Annotated in this window: 13 protein-coding genes and 2 tRNA genes; 9 read left to right on the plus strand and 6 right to left on the minus strand. The window is 67.8% G+C overall.

From position 1 onward, the window contains the following. Positions 1-293 precede the first annotated feature (293 nt). Positions 294-2,057: a glycoside hydrolase family 13 protein gene (locus ABD164_RS08700; protein WP_344295441.1), complete on the minus strand. Its 1,764-nt coding sequence runs from the start codon at positions 2,055-2,057 to the stop codon at positions 294-296. A 271-nt stretch (positions 2,058-2,328) separates the two neighbouring features. On the opposite strand from ABD164_RS08700, the gene ABD164_RS08705 reads away from it, so the two are divergent. The 6 genes from ABD164_RS08705 to ABD164_RS08730 all read left to right on the plus strand — a co-directional run bounded on the left by ABD164_RS08705 (position 2,329) and on the right by ABD164_RS08730 (position 8,579). Next, positions 2,329-3,558, plus strand: a complete 1,230-nt coding sequence (locus ABD164_RS08705; RefSeq protein WP_344295443.1) for a sugar ABC transporter substrate-binding protein — start codon at positions 2,329-2,331, stop codon at positions 3,556-3,558. A gap of 81 nt (positions 3,559-3,639) precedes the next feature. Continuing rightward, positions 3,640-5,286 carry an ABC transporter permease subunit gene (locus ABD164_RS08710; protein ID WP_344295444.1) on the plus strand — a complete coding sequence of 549 codons (1,647 nt, stop codon included), beginning with the start codon at positions 3,640-3,642 and terminating at the stop codon, positions 5,284-5,286. Then, positions 5,286-6,335: a sugar ABC transporter permease gene (locus ABD164_RS08715; protein ID WP_344295445.1), complete on the plus strand. Its 1,050-nt coding sequence runs from the start codon at positions 5,286-5,288 to the stop codon at positions 6,333-6,335. Before ABD164_RS08710 ends, ABD164_RS08715 begins: the two co-directional genes overlap by 1 nt. A 99-nt stretch (positions 6,336-6,434) precedes the next feature. Then, entirely contained in the window at positions 6,435-8,315 is a 1,881-nt protein-coding gene (locus ABD164_RS08720) for an alpha-amylase family glycosyl hydrolase (protein ID WP_344295446.1), read from the plus strand. An 81-nt stretch (positions 8,316-8,396) separates the two neighbouring features. Next, positions 8,397-8,468, plus strand: a tRNA-Thr gene (locus tag ABD164_RS08725). Positions 8,469-8,505: 37 nt separating this feature from the next. Then, positions 8,506-8,579, plus strand: a tRNA-Met gene (locus tag ABD164_RS08730). A gap of 89 nt (positions 8,580-8,668) precedes the next feature. On the opposite strand, the gene ABD164_RS08735 is transcribed toward ABD164_RS08730, so the two are convergent. Continuing rightward, positions 8,669-9,994, minus strand: a complete 1,326-nt coding sequence (locus ABD164_RS08735) for an MFS transporter (protein WP_344295447.1) — start codon at positions 9,992-9,994, stop codon at positions 8,669-8,671. After that, positions 9,991-12,918, minus strand: coding sequence for an alpha-mannosidase (locus ABD164_RS08740; RefSeq protein WP_344295448.1), 2,928 nt, complete (start codon positions 12,916-12,918; stop codon positions 9,991-9,993). The genes ABD164_RS08735 and ABD164_RS08740 overlap by 4 nt, the downstream gene beginning before the upstream one ends. 229 nt (positions 12,919-13,147) lie before the next feature. On the opposite strand from ABD164_RS08740, the gene ABD164_RS08745 reads away from it, so the two are divergent. Together ABD164_RS08745 and ABD164_RS08750 are read left to right on the plus strand one after the other, a co-directional pair. Further along, positions 13,148-13,684: a COG4315 family predicted lipoprotein gene (locus ABD164_RS08745; protein ID WP_344295450.1), complete on the plus strand. Its 537-nt coding sequence runs from the start codon at positions 13,148-13,150 to the stop codon at positions 13,682-13,684. A 41-nt stretch (positions 13,685-13,725) separates the two neighbouring features. Further along, the gene (locus tag ABD164_RS08750) at positions 13,726-15,042 is read left to right on the plus strand and encodes a Dyp-type peroxidase (RefSeq protein ID WP_344295451.1); all 1,317 of its coding nucleotides are present in this window, start codon (positions 13,726-13,728) and stop codon (positions 15,040-15,042) included. A gap of 2 nt (positions 15,043-15,044) precedes the next feature. Here the strand turns inward: ABD164_RS08750 and ABD164_RS08755 are convergent, their stop codons facing one another. From ABD164_RS08755 to ABD164_RS08765, 3 genes are read right to left on the minus strand one after another with little or no spacing between them, the layout of a single operon-like run. Beyond that, positions 15,045-16,310 carry a metal-dependent hydrolase family protein gene (locus ABD164_RS08755; RefSeq protein WP_344295453.1) on the minus strand — a complete coding sequence of 422 codons (1,266 nt, stop codon included), beginning with the start codon at positions 16,308-16,310 and terminating at the stop codon, positions 15,045-15,047. After that, entirely contained in the window at positions 16,307-17,779 is a 1,473-nt protein-coding gene (locus ABD164_RS08760; protein ID WP_344295454.1) for an aldehyde dehydrogenase family protein, read from the minus strand. Before ABD164_RS08760 ends, ABD164_RS08755 begins: the two co-directional genes overlap by 4 nt. Then, on the minus strand, positions 17,776-19,761 hold the full coding sequence (locus ABD164_RS08765) for a S9 family peptidase (protein ID WP_344295456.1): 1,986 nt from the start codon (positions 19,759-19,761) through the stop codon (positions 17,776-17,778). The genes ABD164_RS08760 and ABD164_RS08765 overlap by 4 nt, the downstream gene beginning before the upstream one ends. 61 nt (positions 19,762-19,822) lie before the next feature. Here ABD164_RS08765 and ABD164_RS08770 point away from each other — a divergent pair, with 61 nt between their 5' ends. Continuing rightward, positions 19,823-20,617, plus strand: coding sequence for a hypothetical protein (locus tag ABD164_RS08770; RefSeq protein ID WP_344295457.1), 795 nt, complete (start codon positions 19,823-19,825; stop codon positions 20,615-20,617). Positions 20,618-20,758: the final 141 nt, after the last annotated feature.

The raw sequence follows: 20,758 nt of genomic DNA on the forward strand, positions 1-20,758 counted from the left end.
GTAGTGCGGCTCTGGTCCTGTGTTGCGTCGTAGGTGTGTGGAGGGGCGAGGAAGTCGAGGCCGCGCGCCGCCCCGCGCCGCTCGGGGGTTGTCGACACAACGCAGGATGTGGGGTCGGCTGCCGCCGGTGGGCGGGGTAGTGCGGCTCTGGTCCTGCGTTGTGTGAACGGCGAGCGCGTGAAGGGCGCGCCGCGCGCAGAGATGAGCCTCGCGCCGCGCGCAGAGATGAGCCTCGCGCCGCGCGCTGAGATGAGCCTCGCGCCGCTCAGAGATGAGCGTGGGTGGAGCGCGTGCTAGGCGCGCAGCCAGGCGGTGGTGTCGGGTGCGAGGGTGCGGTCGGCGAGCGGCTCGCTCGTGAGTAGCACGTCGCCAGCGGGCAGCTCGACCGGCGAGGAGCCCGTGTTCGCCACCACGACGACGTCGCCGTTGCGGAACGCCACGACCTCGGCCGGGAATCCCGCCACCCACTCGAGCGACCCCGAGGCGAGCCCGCGCTCACGACGCAGCGCCAACGCGTCGCGGTAGAACGAGAGCGTCGAGCCGGCGACGCCGCGCTGCTGGTCGCGCGCGAGCTGGGCCCACTGTGCGGGCTGCGGCAACCACGAGGCATCCGATGGACCGAAGCCGTACGACGGAGCAGAACCCTCCCAGGGCAGCGGCACGCGACATCCGTCTCGCCCGTAACGCTCGCCGGCGGTGCGGAACCAGGTCGGATCCTGCCGCGCGTCGTCGGGCAGGTCGATGACCTCGGGAAGCCCGAGCTCTTCACCCTGGTAGAGGTAGGCCGATCCGGGCAGCGCGAGCATGAGCGCCGTGGCCCCGCGGGCGCGGCGCAGGCCGGGCGCGTACTGCGGCAGCCCGGCCGAGCGGGGGCCGAGGCCGTGGCCCTGGGGGTTGGGCTCGGTCACCGAGAGCCGAGTGGCGTGGCGCACGACGTCGTGGTTCGAGAGCACCCAGGTCGAGGGCGCACCGACGGCGCTGAACGCCTCGAGCGACGCGTCGATGACGGTGCGCAGGGCCTCGGCCTGCCACGGGGTCTCGAGGTAGGCGAAGTTGAAGGCCTGGTGCATCTCGTCGGGGCGCACCCACTTGGCGACGCGGGGCAGCGGGTCGACCCACGCCTCGGCGGCGAGAATGCGCTCGCCGGGGTACTCGTCGAGCAGCGCGCGCCAGTCGCGGTAGATCTCGTGCACTCCGTCTTGCGCCCAATAGGGTGCGCTGTCGCCGTTCTCGTCGCTGATCTGCGGCTCGAGGGCGACGCCGGTCGCGTCGGCGCCCACAGTCTCATGGCCGACCGCCATGCCGGCGGCCGCCACGCCGACTGCCACGTCGACCGCAACTCCGACCGCCACGCCGCCGGCCCCGCCCATGCTGCCGCCCTCGGCGGGCGGCGTGTAGTCGGGCAGTCCGTCGGCCTTGATCATGCCGTGCGCGACGTCGACGCGGAACCCGTCGACCCCGCGGTCGAGCCAGAAGCGCAGGATGCGACGGAACTCGTCACGCACCTCGTCGTTGGTCCAGTCGAAGTCGGGCTGCGTGCTGTCGAAGAGGTGCAGGTACCACTGCCCGGGCGTGCCGTCGGCCTCGGTGACGCGGGTCCACGCGGGGCCGCCGAAGACCGACTCCCAGTTGTTGGGGGGCAGCTCGCCATCGGTGCCGCCGCCGTCGCGGAACAGGTAGCGCGCGCGCTCGGCGCTGCCCGGCGCGGCCGCGAGGGCTGCCTGGAACCACACGTGCTGGTCGCTCGAGTGGTTCGGCACGAGGTCGACGATGACGCGGATGTCGCGGGCGTGGGCCTCGGCGACCATGGCGTCGAAATCGGCCAGGGTGCCGAAGCGCGGGTCGACGTCGCAGTAGTCGGCGACGTCGTAGCCACCGTCGCGCTGGGGCGAGGTGTAGAACGGCGAGAGCCAGATGGCGTCTATGCCGAGGTCGTGCAGGTCGCCCAGCCGCGACGTGATGCCGGCGAGGTCGCCCATGCCGTCGCCGTTCGCGTCGGCGAACGAGCGGGGGTAGATCTGGTAGATCGCGGCAGTGCGCCACCATTCGGAAGTCATGCGGAAACTGTACGACATCTGAACAGATGATGGAAACGCTTGCACTTGCCACGCGCGACCTGATGGTCACGAACCGGTATCGATCGGGGCATCCCGGTTTGGTAATGCGGCGTCGTCAAGGTATACCTGTAATCGCTTGCATATCGCGAGTACTCCACACGAAAGAGCGGCCTTTCGGTCACGGTGCAGTGGTTCCGCCCGGCGGAACGGGGATGACAGCTCCTCCACCAGGCGAAGGTGCCGGACTCACGCACACGAAGGGCACACACCAATGAGGGTGAACAAGAAGAGCCTGCTCGCGATCGGGGCAGCGGCGGTCGTCGCGACGCTCGGCCTCGCGGGCTGCTCCACGGGATCCGGCGAGAACGACCCGGCCGAGGCCGCGGGCGGCACGCTCACGGTCTGGGTCGACGCCGAGCGCGTCGACGCACTGCAGGCCGCTGCCGACGCCTACTCCGAAGAGAAGGGTGTCGAGGTCGAACTCGTCGGCAAGGACAACGCCGACATCAAGGACGACTTCATCCAGCAGGTGCCGACCGGCAAGGGCCCCGACATCACCATGGGCGCGCACGACTGGCTCGGCGAACTCTCGACGAACGGTGTCGTCGCACCGATCGAGCTCGGTGACTCGGCTGCCGACTACCTGCCCGTCGCGGTCGACGCGTCGACCTACGAGGGCACCACCTACATGCTTCCGTACGCGGTCGAGAACATCGCCGTGCTGCGCAACGCCGACCTCGTTCCCGAGGCCGCCACGAGCTTCGACGACATGATCGCCAAGGGCCAGGCCGCCGGCCTCGCCCACCCGTTCGTGGTCGAGCAGGGCGCCGAGGGCAACCCCTACCACCTCTACCCCTTCCAGACCGCGTTCGGTGCGCCCGTCTTCGGCACGAACGACGAGGGCTACGACCCCACCGACCTGCAGATCGGCAACGCGGGCGGCGAGGAGTTCGCCACGTGGCTCGGCGCGCAGGGCAAGAACGGCACCGGCAACTTCAACACCGACATCGACGGTGACATCGCCAAGCAGGCGTTCCTCGACGGCACCGCCGCCTTCTGGCTGACCGGCCCGTGGAACGTCGGCGCTGCGATCGACGGCGGCATCAACGTCGCCATCGACACCGTTCCGAGCCCGACGGCCGACGCCGCCCAGCCCTTCGCGGGCGTCAAGGGCTTCTTCGTCTCGTCGGAGTCGAAGAACAAGGTCGCCGCGAACGACTTTCTCGTGAACTACATCGGCACCGAAGACGTGCAGATGGAGCTCTTCGAGGCCGGCAACATCCTGCCCGCGCTCTCGGCCGCGGCCGAGGCCGCCTCGAGCGACCCGATCATCGAGGGCTTCGCGGCCGTCGGTGCCGAGGCCGTGCCGATGCCGGCGATCCCGGCCATGGGCTCGGTGTGGCAGTACTGGGGCATCGCCCAGGCCGAGATCATCAACGGCGCCGACCCCGTCGCCACGTGGCAGAAGCTGACCGCCGACGTGTCGGCAGCCATCGGCTGACCACGCCCGACTGCTCCGGGTCGGATGCCAGGCGGCATCCGACCCGGGGCACTCCGCATCTGAGGGGAAGAGCGAGCACGCATGAGCACCAAGATCGACGACGAGGTCGTACCCGGCAGGTCCGATACGTCGGGCACTTCGGCCACGGCACCGAAGCCCACGAAACGACAGCGACAGGCCGCAGGCATCGCCGACGCGGCATCCGGGGGCATCAAGGTGTTCCTCTTCAAGCTCGTCGCCCTCGGCCTCGTCGATGCGATCGCGCTCTACGCGCTCTTCATTCTCGTGACCGCCGACCAGTGGCTGATCGCGGCGGTCGTGGCGGTCGTCACGATCGCGGTGAACTGGATCTACTTCTCGCGCCGCAGGCTGCCCGCGAAGTACCTCACGCCAGGGGTCATCTTCCTCGTGCTGTTCCAGGTGTTCGTGCTCGTCTACACGGGCTACATCGCCTTCACCAACTACGGCACCGGCCACAACGGCTCGCAGCAGCAGGCCGTGTCGTCGCTGATGGCGTCGTCGCTGCAGCGCGTCGAAGACTCCCCGACCTACCCTGTGACCGTCGTCGACCAGTTCGGCACGCTCGGGCTGCTGGTCACCGACCCCGACGGCGATGCCCTCATCGGCACCAATGAATCGCCGCTCGCCGAGGTCGACGCCGAATTCGACGGCGGCAAGGCCGTGGCCGTCGACGGCTGGACCACCCTCAGCTTCGCCGACGTGATCGCCCGCACCGACGAGATCACCGAGCTCGCGGTGCCGTTCTCGGACGACCCGAACGACGGCGCCATGCGCACGCCCGACGGGTCGAACGCCTACCAGTACGTCTCGACCCTCGAGTACGACGAGGCCGCCGGCACGATGACCGACCTCACCACGGGCGCCGTCTATTCCGACATCGGCACCGGCGCCTTCACCTCGCCCGACGGCGAAGAGCTGCTTCCTGGCTGGCAGATCACGGTCGGGTTCGACAACTTCGTGCGTGCCGTCACCGACCCGCGGCTGCTGCAGCCCCTCGTCTACGTCACGCTCTGGACGTTCGCGTTCGCGTTCATCTCGGTGGCGTCGACCTTCTTTCTCGGGCTCTTCCTCGCGATCGTGTTCAACGACATGCGCATGCGCGGGCGCAAGTTCTACCGGGTGCTGATGATCCTGCCGTACGCGATCCCGTCGTTCCTGTCGGCCCTGATCTGGGCGGGCATGATGAACGAGAGCTTCGGATTCATCAACCAGGTGATCTTCGGCGGGGCATCCATTCCCTGGCTGACAGATCCATGGATGGCGAAGTTCTCGGTGCTGCTCGTGAACCTGTGGCTCGGATTCCCGTACATGTTCCTCGTGTGCATGGGTGCGCTGCAGTCGATCCCCGACGACATCCAAGAGGCGGCGAAGGTCGACGGTGCGAAACCCTGGGCGATCTTCCGGCTGATCAAGCTGCCGCTGCTGCTCGTGACCGTGGCGCCGCTGCTGATCGCGTCGTTCGCCTTCAACTTCAACAACTTCAACGTCATCTACATGTTGACCGACGGCGGGCCACGAGATTCGAATGCGCCGATCCCGGTCGGATTCACCGACCTGCTCATCACCATGGTCTACAAGGTGGCCTTCACCGGGCAGTCGCGTGACTACGGGCTCGCGAGCGCCTACTCGATCATCATCTTCATCATCGTCGCCGTGATCTCGATCATCGCGTTCCGTCGCACCAAGAGCCTCGAGGAGCTGAACTGATGGCCGAGCAGGGTAAGGGCAACGGCAACGGCAGGGGCAAGGGCAACGGCAACGGCAGGGGCAAGGGCAAGGGCACGAAGGAGCGGGGCTCCTGGGTCGAGAATCTCGCCGCCGAAGGTGGTATCGCGGGTGCCGCGCTCGACGCCGAGGCCGAGCGTGCGGCGCACCCGCGCGGCGTGCCGCTGAAGCGACCGTTCAACTTCGGCCGGTGGTTCCGAGCGACCGGCTGGCGCCACATCGTGGGTCTCGTGATGGTGGTGTTCGCGCTCTTCCCGATCGTGTTCGTCATCTCGTCGTCGCTGAACCCCAACGGCACGCTCACGGGATCGAACGCGCTGTTCTCGGCGATCGGCTTCGAGAGCTACGTGCGAATCCTCACCGATCCGCAGGTTCCCTACCCGCAGTGGTTCGCGAACACGATCCTCGTCGCCTCGGTCACCGCCATCGGCACCGTGTTCCTCGGGGCGCTCGCGGCGTATTCCTTCTCGCGCATGCGCTTCACCGGCCGCCGGTTCGGGCTCATCTCGATCGTGGTCGTGCAGATGTTCCCGCAGATGCTCGCCGTGGTGGCGATCTTCCTGCTGATGAGCTCGATCTCGGACTGGTTCCCGGCGATCGGCCTCAACACCCACATCGGCCTGATCATGGTGTACCTCGGCGGCGCGCTCGGCGTGAACACGTTCCTCATGTACGGCTTCTTCAACACGATCCCCGCGTCGATCGACGAGGCCGCGAAGATCGACGGGGCCGGCCACGCCCGCATCTTCTTCACGATCATCCTGCGGCTCGTGGCCCCGATCCTCGCGGTCGTCGCGCTGCTGTCGTTCATCTTCTCGGTGAACGAGTTCGCCGTCGCTTCGGTGATGCTCATCGACACCGAGAAGCAGACGCTCGCGGTGGGCCTCACGAAGCTCGTGTCGAACCCGCGCTACGCCGACTGGAGCGCGTTCTCGGCCGGTGCCGTGATGGCTGCGCTGCCCGTCGTCGTGCTCTTCCTCTGGCTGCAGAAATACATCGTCGGCGGGCTCACCGCAGGCGCCGTCAAGTAGGTCTTCGGGTCGCGATGTCGCATGAATCGTCGGCTTCTCCCGGTGATGACGACCGTTTGCGCGACATCGCGGGCGGGATCGACATGGAAGGGTGAGGGCATGCTGACGCCGCACCACGACGGATCGCCCCTGCACGTCTCCACTCAGACGCCTGCGCTCGGCGACGTCGTGCGGGTGCGGCTGCGGGTGCCCGACTCGTTCGGGCCACTGCGGTGGGTCGGCACGCGGTCGAACCCCAACCGCGAGCCGCGGTTCGACGAAGCGGTGCTCGTCGCTGAGGCTCACGGCTGGCAGTGGTGGGAGGCCGCCGTCGAGGTCGAGAATCCCGTGCACGGCTACCGCTGGCTGCTCGTCGGCCAAGACGGCCGCCAGCACTGGCTGAACCAGGTCGGGCTGTCGAATGTCGAGGTGCGCGATCACGACGACTTCCGCCTCGTCACTCACGCGCCGGCGCCCGAGTGGGCCGCGTCGAGCGTGCTGTACCAGGTGTTCCCCGACCGGTTCGCGAAGTCGCGTTCGGCGCCCTCCGACGTGCTCAGGGAGCGGGGAGAGCTACCCGATTGGGCGATCCCCGCCGAGTGGACTGACCCCGTCGACCCCGTGCCGCCGGCCCGCTCGGCGCAGCTCTACGGGGGAGACCTCGACGGGGTGCGCGAGCACCTCGACCATCTCGAGGCCCTCGGCGTCAACCTGCTCTACCTCACCCCGTTCTTCCCTGCACGGTCGAACCACCGCTACGACGCGTCGACGTTCGACCACGTCGACCCGCTGCTCGGCGGCGACGACGCGCTGGTCAGGCTCGTCGAGGCGGCTCACGCACGGGGCATCCGTGTCATCGGAGACCTCACGTCGAATCACTCGGGCGACGCGCACGAGTGGTTCCGCGCGGCGCAGGCCGACCCCGCCGCGCCCGAGCGCGAGTTCTACTACCTGCACGACGACGGCACCTACGAGTCGTGGCTGGGCGTGCCCAGCCTGCCGAAGTTCGATTGGAAGTCGCCCGAGCTGCGCCGCCGGTTCATCGAGGGCGCCGACTCGGTGGTGGCCCGGTTCCTCGCACCGCCGTTCAACCTCGACGGGTGGCGCATCGACGTCGCGAACATGACCGGGCGCCTCGGCGACGAAGACCTCAACGAGCAGGTGCGCCGCACGATCCGCGCGACGATGCTCGACGTGAACCCCGACACGCTGCTGCTGGGCGAGTCGACGAACGACGCGGCGAGCGACTTTCAGGGCGACGCGTGGCACGGCGCAATGACGTACACGCCGCTCACGCGTCCGCTATGGAGTTGGCTGCAGCAGCCGGGCAGCCCGGCCGGTGGTGGCATCGGATTCGCGCTCTCGCAGGTGCCGACGTTCACGGGCCGCGAGTTCGTCGCGGCGCACGTGCGATTCGCGGCGGGCTTTCCGTGGCGCACGCGGGTCGCGACGATGAACGCGCTCGACACGCACGACACCCCGCGGTTTGCGACCTCTGCCGTGCCCGGCACAGTGCCCGTCGCGTTCGGGCTCGCGGTGACGCTGCCGGGCATCCCGGTCGTGTGGGCGGGCGACGAGTTCGGGCTCACCGGCGTCGACGGCGAGGCGTCGCGCACGCCGATCCCGTGGGGGAGTGAGGCGTCGGCCGAGGTTGCGCCCGTGCTTGCGACGTACCGCGCGCTCGTGGGGCTTCGCCGTTCGCACCCGGTGCTCGCGACCGGAGGAATCCGCTGGCTCGTTGTCGGCGACGACGCGGTCGCGTTCGTGCGGGAATCGGCCGACGAGACGTTGCTGGTGTTCGCGGCGCGCGCGGCGGCGACGCTGTCGTTCGAGTCGGCTGCGCTGTCGGTCGGGTCGGCTCTGCCGGCGCGATCGGATGTCGCGGCCGCGGTGTTCGGCAATGCCGGGCTCGAGGCATCCGATGGTCTTGTAACCCTTTCGGCAACCGGGCCGACCTTTGCGGTTTGGCGTCTGCCGGGGGTCGCGGCGCCCGCGTGGTGACCGGCGTGTCCGCTGGTGTGCGCTGGTTCGAACCACGCCTTGCGAGGTGATATCCTCGTACGGTTGCCGATTGCGGCGCACGCCCCGATAGCTCAGTGGTAGAGCACTTCCATGGTAAGGAAGGGGTCGTCAGTTCAATCCTGACTCGGGGCTCTGGTTCGGTCTGAGCGTATGCTCGAAGAACCTTCCCGGCGGGGTAGCTCAGGTGGTTAGAGCACACGGCTCATAATCGTGGTGTCGCGGGTTCGAGTCCCGCCCTCGCTACAAATAGCAATCATGGACAGGCATCTGGTCAACGCTGATGGCGCGACTCGAAGACCACAGCAGGCGTAGTTGCTGACGCCAGTCGCGACTCAGCGACCGAGCCGGTAGAACACGAACGGGATCGCCGACACCAGGCAGCTGACGGCGGGTACGAGCGTGAGCGACACGAAGACGGTCCACTGCATCTCGGGGGTCACGGTCACACCGGCCTCGTAACCGGCGAGCACGATGAAGATACCGAAGACGAGCACCGCCAGGGCGGCCATGATCTTGGACACGAACGTGAGGCTCGAGAACGAGATGCCGTCATTGCGTATCGCGGTGCGACGCTCGATGTCGTCCACGGCGTCAGCGATCATCGTCGCCTGCACGACGAGGAAGGCGCCGAGGGTCATCCCGGTGAGGAAGATGAACACCAGCAGCACAGCGATGTTCTCGAACCCGGCCAAGAACATCGCCACATACAGGACTGCGCCGATCACCGAACTGCCGATCGCCAGTGTCTTCGCCGACATACGCCTGAGCAGCAGTGGCGTGAGGAACGACGCGAGCACCATGCCGGTGATGATCGCCGCGCCGATGAGGATGAATGCGCCCTCGTTGTCGTAGGCGATGACGACGAACACCGCGCCGCCGGCCTGCACGATGTAGCGGCCGAAGCCGAGCACCGACCCGATGAGCACCATGAGCAGGGGCGTGTTTCGCAGCAGCGTGCCGTACAGCTGCCGGAACGTGAGGCGATCCTGCACCCCTGGGGTGTGCCGCTCGCGGGTGTTGGTGAACGCGAGCAGGAACAGCCCCATGCCCAGAACCGAGACGACGCCCACCGCCATCGACCACCCGGTGCCGGTGGTCTCGTCGCCCGAGCTGAGCAGGAGCGCGAGCCACGGCATCCCGAGCGTCGCCAGTCCGAGCGCGATCCCTCCGTACGCGCGCACGTTGGAGATCACCCGCATGCGGTAGTCGGGTTCGGAGAACGCCGAGCCGATGAGCCCCCAGAACGGGACGTCGCACACGGTGTACGCGACGCCCCACAAGACGTAGCAGACGGCGAAGAAGACGAGCTTGCCCGGCTCAGCAACATCCGGCACGGTGAACAGCAGCGTCGACAGCACCGCGACCGGCAGGGCGGAGAAGAGGATGTACGGCCGCAGCTTGCCCCACCGCGTGCGGGTCATGTCGACCAGGCTGCCCATCACCGGGTCATCGATCGCGTCGAAGATCCTCGCGGCCGTGATCACGACGGCGACTACCGCCATGCCCTGGGTGCTGATGCGGGCATACTGCAGCAGGTAGAGGAGGATGAACGTCGTGACCGTCGTGAGGACGAGGTTCTGGCCGAATCCGGCAACGATGATCGAAATCCGCTGCGTGCGGCGGCTGGGGATCCGCGCTTCGGCGGTGCCGACGCTCACGTGCGTTCCAGCAGGATCGTCTTGATCTCGAACGGGCGGAAGCTCAGCTGCGCGAGATCCGCCGAACCGAGGGGTCGCTCGATGAGGTCGGTTTCGACAGCGCGGGCATGCGGGATGCCGGTGCGCAGCGCCATCTGGGTGGGCAGCCCGAGGCTCTCGTACAACCGCACGACCACCCCCGAGCCGTCCTCGGCGGGCTTGACGGTCTCGACCACGACCCCCGGGTCCTCGACCGACACGGCACTGTCAAAGACCACGTCGTCGGCGATCAGCAGCGGATTGTTCAGGCGATAGGCCTCGCGCACGACGGCGGCCAGATCGTCTGGCGCGAACGGCATGAACGCGTACGTGAACTCGTGGGTGCCCCGGTCGGCGGTCTTGTCGGGGAACGTCGGCGACCGCAGCAGGTTGAGGCTGACGACCCCGTTCTTCGCCCGATGCCCGTACTTGGAATCATTGAGAAGCGCGAAGCCACCGGCATCCGCCACCGTCGCGATCCACTTGTGGGCGCATATCTCGAACTGCGCCTTCTCCACGGCGTCGCGCTCAGTCGTGGGGCGTGCGATATGCCCGAACTGGATCTCGCACAGCGCCTGGCCGCCGTAGTGACGCGGGCGGAACTCGGCGCGAAGCATGCGGTGTCTCTCATGCCAGTCGGCGTGCGTCTCGAACCGAATGACGGGACTGCCCGCCTCGAGCACGATGCGTTGATGCACGGTGACCTTCGCCGCGCGGTACTCGTGGTGGCGGATCACGAACGGCCCGTCGATCGACGTGCGATGGGAGGTGACCCCGAGCACCTTTGGCTTGGTGTCGACGTAGCCGGGGTCGATGTCCCACGCGTCCCACGGGAACTGGTAGGGGTCTCTGTACACCGCGAGGCGGTTGAAGCCTCCGGCCACGTGCTCGGTGCCGGCGGCGTCGACGCACGAAACGAGCTCGCCACTAGTGTCGAAGCGCACCGTGAGCAGGCCGTTCGAGATCGCATCGGCGGTGTGCGAGAGGTCGGGGAACGTGCCGACCGGCTGCAGGGGGCCGGCCGCGTATGGGCCGACGTCGGCCGACCACCACCGTCCGTCGGCGCACACGTGGTCGTGCCGGCGGAATGAGGTGAGGTTGATCGCCGACGGGCCCGCGTCGCCGCGGGGCAGTTCGTCCATCAGTCGCGCACCGATACGGTCGAGCTCCTGTTCGACCTCGGCGTACGACTCGCGCGCTTCGCGGTTGACGCGCTCGATCGACGAGCCGGGAAGGATGTCGTGGAACTGGTTCAGCAGCACGCGGCGCCACAGCGGGCCGAGCTCGGCGTTCACCTCAGCGCCCGCCAGGGCGGCGAGCGCCTCGACCTCGTGCAGCTTGCGTTCGGCGATGCGGTTTTGCCGCTTGGTGTGCCCGATCGTGGTGTACGTACCCTGATGGGTTTCCAGGTAGAGCTCGCCGGAGTGCCGTTGGGGAATGTCGCGCTGCTCGAGAGCGCGGAAGAAGGCCGATGCCGTGGACTTCTCGACCTTCGGAAGCCCACGCAGCGACCCCTCACGCCGGAGCAGCTCGAGATGCACCTCACCGGGTCCGCCTCCGCCGTCGCCTGCGCCGTACACCAGCAGTGCCGTCCCCAGATCGCGCTCGGGGTACTGGTCGATGCCCTTGAGCAAGCCGTCGGCCGCGGCGCGGCTGTTGTAGTCGCCCTCCGGCGGCATGTGGACGAGCACCGAAGACCCGTCGATGCCCTCCCAGTAGAACGTGCGGTACGGGAACACGCTGACGCTGTTCCACGACAGCTTGATGGTCTGGAACCAGTCCATGCCGCAGCCGCGAAGGATCTGAGGGAGGTTGCCGCTGTAGCCGAAGGTGTCGGGCAGCCAGCACAGCCGCAGGTCCTCGTCGTCGAGTGCGAACACGTCCTTCAGGAATCGTCTGCCGACCAGAGCCTGGCGGATCAACGATTCTCCGTTGGGCAGATTCGTGTCGGGTTCGACCCAGAACGAGCCCAGCAATTCGATGCGGCCCTTCGCCACGGCATCCTTCACCCGCTCGAACAGCTCGGGATGCCGCTCCTTCGTCCACTGCAGCTGCTGCGGCTGGCTCGTTCCGTAGATGAAGTCGTCGTGGCGGTCGATCGAGTCCAGCGCCTTGACGAACGTGCGTGCCGCCTTGCGTTTGGTCTCGCGGATGGGCCATACCCACGCCGTGTCGAGATGGCCGTGACCGATGGCGCTGTACGTGAACGCGCTCGTGGAGGGCAGCGAGAGCTCTTCCGCGAGCCGCGCGCGGGCGGCTCGGGTGTCACCGGCGGCGAAACGCGAGTACGCCCCGCCGAGCGCGGCATGCAGGTCGGCCGCGAGCCGGGACTCATCGGTCGACTCGGCCAGGACGAACAGCGTGAGGTAGTCGTAGTAGAGCCCGAACGCGTCGTCGTCGCGCTCGGCCAGGTAGGCACCGAAGTACAGGCCGCGTCCGACGCCGAGGAACAGGAAGCCGTTGAACGCGACGTCGGCGTAGAGGTCCACCCGGCCCGTCGACAAGTCGGCGTGAGAGACGGGCCGGAACTTTCCGCCGCTGTGAGGTAGATCGCCTTGGATCCACACCGTGCTGATCGAGTCGAGCATCGCTCCGTCGGAGGAGTAGACGAGTCCCTCGCCGCGGATGCCGAGCATGACGACGGGATCTGCAGTCTCCGCCGGCACGTCGCCCGCGATGTGCAGCCACGCGCATTCGAGCGGCCGGCCGAAGCGGGCGCCGGCGCGGATCGGAGCGAATGCGCCAAGGTCGAGATCGGCGAAGCGGATCGGCTCGGGCGAGTGGACGACCGCGGCGCGCAGGTCGACGATTCTGCGATAGACACTGCGGCGAATCGCGCGGAGCCGTCGGCCGTGGAGGGGGTGCTTGTCGGCCAGCCCCGGCAACGTCGCCAGCACCTCGAGCATCCGACCTCCCGCCGACGCGCGGCGTCTTTGCCGCCCCGACCAGCCTATGTACCAATGATGCACGCGGTGTGTGGAGGTTGGTCCGCCGGTCGGAACCGGCCAATGCCACCGGCCCCGCTTTGAGCTCGCCCGCGTGTGAGACGAATTCGCCTCCGGTACGCCTCACCCGCCCAAGTGTCAGACCCTCGCTTTCGTGACATTGAATCGCATTAGTGATACCCTCTAACGCATGGACGAGATCTCGAAGTCGAACACCACATCCACTCAGACAGGCCGATCCGGCAATCGCCGTCGAAAGTACCTCTTCGCCGGCGGTGCGGCCGTGACCGCACTCGTGCTCGGCATCGGAGGGGCCTTCCTCTTCACGAACCGTGACACCCCCGTCGTCGATTCCGGTGCGGCACGTGTCGACGTCGATGCATTCGAGGGCGCCGGCGAGATCCTGGTCGACGGCCAGGGTCGCGCGCTGTACATCTTCGAGCCCGATGAGGCGGCCGAGGTCACCTGCACGGGCGGTTGCGCCGACAAATGGCCGCCGCTTGCGACGGTCGGCGATGCGGAGCCCGAGGTCGGGGAAGGCGTGGAGGCCTCGATGATCTCCACGGTCACGGCCCAAGACGGTGCGCGCGTGCTCACATTCGACGGCTGGCCGTTGTACCGGTACACCTCCGATCAGGCCGGCGAGGTCAGCGGATCGGGGAAGGACCAGAACGGCGGCGTGTGGTGGGCGCTCACGCCGACCGGAGAACGCGTCGAAACCGACTGAAACCCCCTGAAACCAGCTGGCACGTCGCGAAGGAGAGACCGATGAACCGCACACGCAGCAACGAACCAGACTCCCTCGAGAACGACATGGACTTCGTGACCGAGCCCGAGAAGTCACCCGGCACGGTCAGCCGCCGTGGCCTGATCGGCCTGGTCACCACGACCGTCGCGTCGGCCGCTGTGGGAATCGGTGGATTCGCGATCGGCGGCCAGTTGGCGGGCGCAGCGACGGCGGATCCGTCGAACGCGGGCTCGTCCGGCGCCGCGCCCGGCGCCGACATCGACCTCACCGCCGACATCGTCGAGTTCGACGGCCTGCATCAGGCCGGCATCGCGACCCCCGCGCAGACGAACGTCTTGCTCACGAGCTACGACGTCGCCCAGAGCGCCAGTCGCGCAGACCTCGCCGCTGTCATGAAGGCCTGGACGCAGGCTGCTCGCGCCATGACGGCCGGCGACGCGGTCGAGGCCGGTCCTGACATCAGCACCGGCAGCCGGCCTGCCAACCTCACCATCACGGTCGGTGTCGGCGCTGGCCTCGTGCAGCGACTCGGAGCGCAACGCCCACGTGCACTGGTCGACCTGCCGGCGTTCACGGGCGACCAGCTCGACCCCGCCCGCAGCGGCGGTGACATCGTCGTACAGATGTGCTCGGATGACCCGCTCATCCTCGCGAACGCCGACCGCGTGATCACCCGACGGGCCGAGAACACGCTGACGGTCCGCTGGCAGGAGCAGGGCTTCGGCAGCACCGGTGCCCGCAGCGACGGACGCACCGGTCGAAACCTCATGGGCCAGCTCGATGGCACCAACAACGTCACCACCAGTCAGCTCGCGACATCCGGCCCCATCTGGGTCGATGAACGCGACCCGGGGTGGATGGCCGGGGGGACGTATCTCGTGGTCCGCCGCATCCGCATGTTGTTGGGCGATTGGGAGCGCCAGAACACTGCTCACCAAGAACGGGTCATCGGCAGGACGAAGGACACCGGCGCGCCCCTCGGAGGCACCATGGAGTCCGACTACGTCGATCTCGAGGCCCGCAACGCCGACGGAAGCCTCACCATCCCCGCCGACAGCCACGTTCGCCTCGCCAAGCCCTCGTCATCGAGCGAGAACATGATGCGACGCGGCTACTCGTATCGCGGTGCGGTCCTTTCCGACGGCACGGTCGACCAGGGGCTGCTGTTCATCTCGTTCCAGAAGGACCCGACGACCAGCTTCATTCCCGTGCAGCAACGGCTGGCGGCGCACGACGCCTTGAGCGAATTCACGGTGACGACCGGCAGCGCACTGTTCGCGATCCTTCCAGGCACACCCACCGCTTCAGACTGGCTCGGATCGGCGCTCTTCGCCTGACGTCACGCGACTCGCGCTCCGCCCTTCCAGACGTTTGCCACTCGGTCGGTGATGCCGCCGAGCTGGCCCGTGTCGGTCAGGTCGAGGTCCAGCAGCACCAGATCGGCGAGGTATCCGGGGGCAAGAGATCCGATCCGGTCGCCCTCTTGAAGCAAGACCGCAGCTTCGGATGTCCCGGCCGCGAGCACTCTCTCGAGCGACATGCCTCCCTCGGCCATGACGGCGAGTTCGTCGAGGCTGGTGCCCTGCGGGCCGACGCCGGCGTCCGAGCCCATCGCGATCCGGACTCCCACCTCGGCGGCGCGGGCGAACGACGCCAGATGCAGGTCGGCCATGCGCTTCGCCTTGTCGAGCATCGCGGGAGCGACCTGCACGCCCTGCTCGGCGCCGAGCAAGACCTGACGCGGGGCGGTGAGCGTCGGCACGAGGAAGGCGCCGGTGTCGAGCATCAACTGCAGGCCCTCATCGTCGATGAGCATGCCGTGCTCGATCGAGCGAACCCCCGCGGCGAGGGCGTTCCGGATTCCCGTCGCACCGATCGCATGGGACATGACGTAGCTGCCGTGGGCCTCGGCCTCGTCGACGATCGTGCGGATCTCGGTGACGCTGTACTGGGAGTGCTCGGGGTGGTCGTTCGGCGAGAGTACACCCCCTGTCGAGCAGATCTTGATCTGGTCCGCGCCGGCGCGGAACAGCCTCCGCGTGGTCTTCAGCACTTCATCGACGCCGTCGGCCACGCCGTTCGGGCGGCCAGGGGTCTCCATGAACTGTTCTGCTTCGATGCCGGACTGCAGCCAGAGGTCGCCGTGTCCTCCCGTCGTCGAGACGATCGAGATCGAGATCTTCATTCGAGGTCCAGCGATGATGCCGCGGTCGATCGCCGCGCGCATCCCGGCATCGGCGAACCCGGCGTCGCGCGTGGTCGTGACCCCCGATCGGAGCACCGCGGCCGCGTACCCGACCGATTCGTAGTACGGCAATGAGAACGGCTTGTCGAAGATGTCGAAGAGGCTCGTGCTCGACACCATCAGGTGAACGTGAGCGTCGATGAAGCCGGGCGTCACCGTTCTGCCCGCGCACTCGACGGTGACGACCTCGTTCCGGGGATCGTGCACTTCGATCGCCGCGGGCGACGGTGTGACGGACTCGATCGTTCCTGCCCGCAGTACGAGGTCATGCTGACCATCGAGGAATCGGCGCCCATCGAACACCCGGGCCCTGCGCAGCACGGTGGTGACAGTGTCTTGGGAAACAGCGAATTCGCTCATGTGGTCGTGATCCAGATCGTCTTCAATTCGGTGTATTGATCGAAGGCTTCGAGCCCGTTGTCGTGCCCGCCGAAGCCGGATCGTTTCCAGCCGCCGAACGGCGTGGTCACGTCGCCTTCGCTGTAGCCGTTGACGGCGACGGTGCCTGCTCGGATGGCGCGGGCCATGCGGATGGCCTGATCGAGGTCTCGTGAGTGCACTGTGGCGGCGAGACCGTAGGGCGTGTCATTCGCGATGCGGATCGCCTCCTCTTCAGAGTCGTATCCGATGATGACGACGACGGGGCCGAACAACTCGTCGCGGGCGACCGCCATCTCGCTGGTCACCTCATCGATGATGGTCGGTTCGAGGAACGCACCGTCACCCGCCCGTAACCGCCGGCCGCCGGTCACGACCCTCGCTCCGGCCTCGGTGGCGCTGGCGATCGCGCTGACGACTTTCGAGAGTGCCGCCTCGTGGATCATGGGGCCGAGTGTCGTCGCGCGATCGAGTGGGTCGCCGACCACGAGCGCCTTCGCCGCGCGTGTGACGGCGTCGATCAACGGCGCCTTGATGCGATTGTCGACGAGGATGCGAGAGCCGGCCGTGCAGTTCTGGCCCGCGTTCCAGAACGCGGCGGCTGCGAGATCTTCTGCTATCGCATCGAGTTCGTCGCGGACGCTGTGGGTGACGATCTGCGGGCTCTTCCCGCCCAGTTCGAGCACGACCTTCTTGAGATTGCTGTCCGCGGAATAGCGGAGGAACTCGCGACCAATCGCCGTCGAGCCGGTGAATGAGATGACGTCGACATCGGAGTGGAGTCCGAGCGCCCGCCCGGCAACGCCGCCGAGGCCGGGGACCACGTTAAGCACTCCGGCCGGGATCCCGGCCTCGAGCGACAGCTCGGCCAGTCGCAAAGCACTCAGGCTGGCCAGCTCGGCCGGCTTCACGACGACCGAGTTGCCCGCTGCCAAGGCCGGGGCGACCTTCATCGCGAGCGTCGCGAGCGGGAAGTTCCAGGGGACGACGGTGCCGACCACGCCGGCGGGTTCGCGCACGATGAGCGCCAGATGGTCATGGCCGGATGGCGCGACGCGTCCGTACACCTTGTCGACCGCCTGGGCGAACCAGCGGAACGTCGCCACGACGTCGGGAAGATCGCCGTCCTCGCAGTCCACGATGGGCTTGCCCGCCTCGATAGCGTCGAGGTACGCCAGATCCTCGGCGTTCGACTCGATCAGGTCGGCCAACGCGAGCAGTCGTTCCTTGCGGTCCTGGGGGGTCGAACGACTCCAGATGCCCGAGTCGAAGGCGCGGCGGGCGGCCGACACGGCACGATCGATGTCGCGTTCCGATCCAGAGGCGACCGCAGCGATGACTTCACCCGTCGAGGGCGCGACCGTCTCGAATGTCGCACCGCCTTCGGCGTCGACGAACACGCCGTCGATGAAGAGCTGCGTCGGTGACGACCACGACCCGGCCGCGGTCATCGTCGAGCCTCCGCTGCGTCTTCGCCCCGGAGCCGGCGCGTCTCGGCGAGCAGATGGCGGGTCATCCATTCGACCAGGGCGTCGTTCTGCGCCCGACGAACGACCGGGCTCTCGTTCACCGCACCCGCGTGCGATGCGCCGGGAAGGATCAGGAGTTCCGCCGTGCAGCCGGTGCTGCGCAGTCGCGAGTAGAACTGGAACGACTGCTCGGGAGGGCAACGGTGGTCTTCGTCGGAGACGATGAGCAAGGTCGGCGTGGTCACCTGTTCGGCGTTCGTGACCGGCGAGCTCGCGACGTACTGATCGAATGCCGTCGAGATCGGTCCGCCCGTGAGCTGGGGGGCGAAGGTGAGCCCGATGTCACTCGTCCCGTAGATGCTGACGAGGTTGGTCACCGGGTTCTCGGCCACAGCGGCGCGGAAGCGGTCGGTCTGGCCGATCAGCCACGTCGTCATGTAACCCCCGTACGACAGCCCCGAGACCCCGAGCCGGTCAGGGTCCGCCAGTCCACGGTCCACGGCCTCGTCGACGGCCGCCAGGAGGTCGGCTGCGTCAATACCGCCCCAGTCCCCACGGATGGAGGCGAGGAACTCGTCTCCATACCCGCGTGAACCGCGCGGGTTCGCCATGAGCACCCCGAATCCCGCCTCGCAGAGCAACTGTGCGTCGAGGAAGAGTGCCTCGCCGAACGCCGATTCGGGGCCGCCATGAATGAGCAGCACGGTCGGCAGCGGACTGGCAGCGTCAATGGGAGACACGAACACCGCCTGCACCTCGGGCCCACCCGGCGACCTCGCCGTCAGGCGCTCGACCCGCAGAGACGTCAGTCGCGCGGCGTTGTCGTCGGCCGTATAGGTGATGCGGGTGTCGGCGCCGCTCACCATGTCGCGCACCCAGAAGTCGGGCGCCTTCAGCAGATCGCCGCGGGCGTAGAGCAGGCGATCACCGCGCACCGCGATCGGATACACCGAACCGGGGCCGCCGACCTCGAGGCTAGTAGAGGTTCCACCGCCGAGTGCGATGCGATGGATCTCGAGCCGATCCCCGACCTGCACGCGCACCAGCGCATCACCACGGTGCACGAGGATCAGCGACTTCTGATCGGTGAACGGGATCGGGAGGTCGGCGATGACATCGCCGTTGATATCGAGGTCGCCCGAGCGGATCGTGACCGCACCGTCGTCGCCGATCGTGAAGAGCCGGCCCCTGAGGTCGTCGCCCAACAGGCTCGGGCCGGCCGTGGTCGCCACGATCCGCCCGCGCCCGCCTGCACCCTCACCGGCGACCGCGATCGAGAAGACCTCATCGAGCCGCGCGATCTCGCGCCCGCTGCCGCTCAGATCGACGGTGCGCACCCGCCCGTGGTGCTGCCAGTCGTCGGCGCCGGATTCGGCGATATATGACAGGCTCGCAGAGTCGGGGTGCCACTCGGGCGTGCCGAGCAGGCTGTCGTCATGAGTGAGCCGGGTGATCTCGTGCGTCGCCACGTCGAGCACGTGGATGTCGTTGATCGCGTCCTCGACCAACCCGACCCCGTCGAGCCAGCCGAGTGCTCGGGTCACCCGGTAGGGCACCGATCGGTCGACCGACTCGGGACCGACCGTGAACGCGATCTTGCGACCGTCGGGGCTCCAGCGTGGCCGGCCGGCCACGCCTTGGGGCATCGAGGTCAGCATGGCGAGGTTGCGGGTCTCGAGGTCGATGACCGCCACATGCGCGGTCTCGGCGTCGCCGTGCAGGAACGCGACCGATCGCCCGTCGGGCGAGAATTCGGGATCGGTCGAGCGGCCGGTCGACACGAGCACCTCGGAACCGGTGGGATCGACCTGCGTGAGGAGCAGGTCGATCACTTCCTCGTCACCCTCGAGGCGGCTGCGGCACCAGACCACCTGCCCGCCGTCGGGCGAGAGATCTGCGCTGTGCACGAAGCGCAGCGACGCGATGGCGGCGGACGCGGCCCCGGGCGACGTTGCTGATATCACTTCGAATCCAATCTATTCGTAAGTACGTTACGAAGTTCTGAGCTGACGCTACACTCAACGCATGGCCGAGTCCAGCACAACCAGTACGCCGCCTCTGGCGGAACAGCCCCCGACGTCGAGCGGGGGCACGAAGCCCCGGCGTCGACACCGCCCTCGCGAAGAGACGCGCGCCCTGCTGCTCGATGCGGCGACCCGCGTCGCGGTGCGACGGGTCTCCGAGGCGGCCGACGAAACCCACAACGCCCTCGCGGACGTGCGCATCAGGGACGTGCTCGTCGAGGTGAACGATGGGGAGTCCGCGTCGACCGGGAGGCCGATGACGACGGGCGCCTTCTACCAGATCTGGTCGGATCAGGCCGAGTTCCAGCGGGAACTGCTCGCGCACGTCATGGAGCGCATCGCGACGCCCGGTTCGGCTGAGATCGAGGCGCTCGCCTTCCAGCTGGTTTCCGACGGGGCGCCGGCTGATGAGATCCTGCGTCGCATCAGCGACCTCGACTTCCGGCTGAGCCGCGAGACGTCCGAGATGTTCCTCGCCCTCGGGCTCGGGGCGCTGGCGCCGGCACAGATGGTGAAGGACGCGCAACGCGAAGCCAACCGTCGCTATGTCGCGTCGCTGTCCGAACTCCTGCACAACGTGCTGCGCTACGCCGGCCGGCGCCTGCGTGAGGGTCGCACGGTCGAAGACCTGATCTGGGCGACAGAGGCGCTCGAGGTCGGCTACCTGCTGCGATCGCGGACCGACCCCGAGGTGCCCGAGCGCACTGACCTCCGGGCCTGGAGTTCGCGCGCCACCGCGTACGTCGGAATCGTCCATGCCTTCACCGAGGAGATCCCCGACCGCGTCCGGCGATGAAGCTCGAAGCCCGGCGCTACCGCGGGCCAGTGCAACACCATCGCTACCTACAATGCCAGAAAAGGCGTATAGTTCGATTTCAGTAAGAAAATTACGAAGCCGAGAACCCACCCGATTCTCGTCACACCCGTCCGATGCGAT

The organism is Agromyces neolithicus (genome assembly GCF_039529735.1).
In the GTDB taxonomy this organism is placed as follows: Bacteria; Actinomycetota; Actinomycetes; order Actinomycetales; family Microbacteriaceae; genus Agromyces; species Agromyces neolithicus.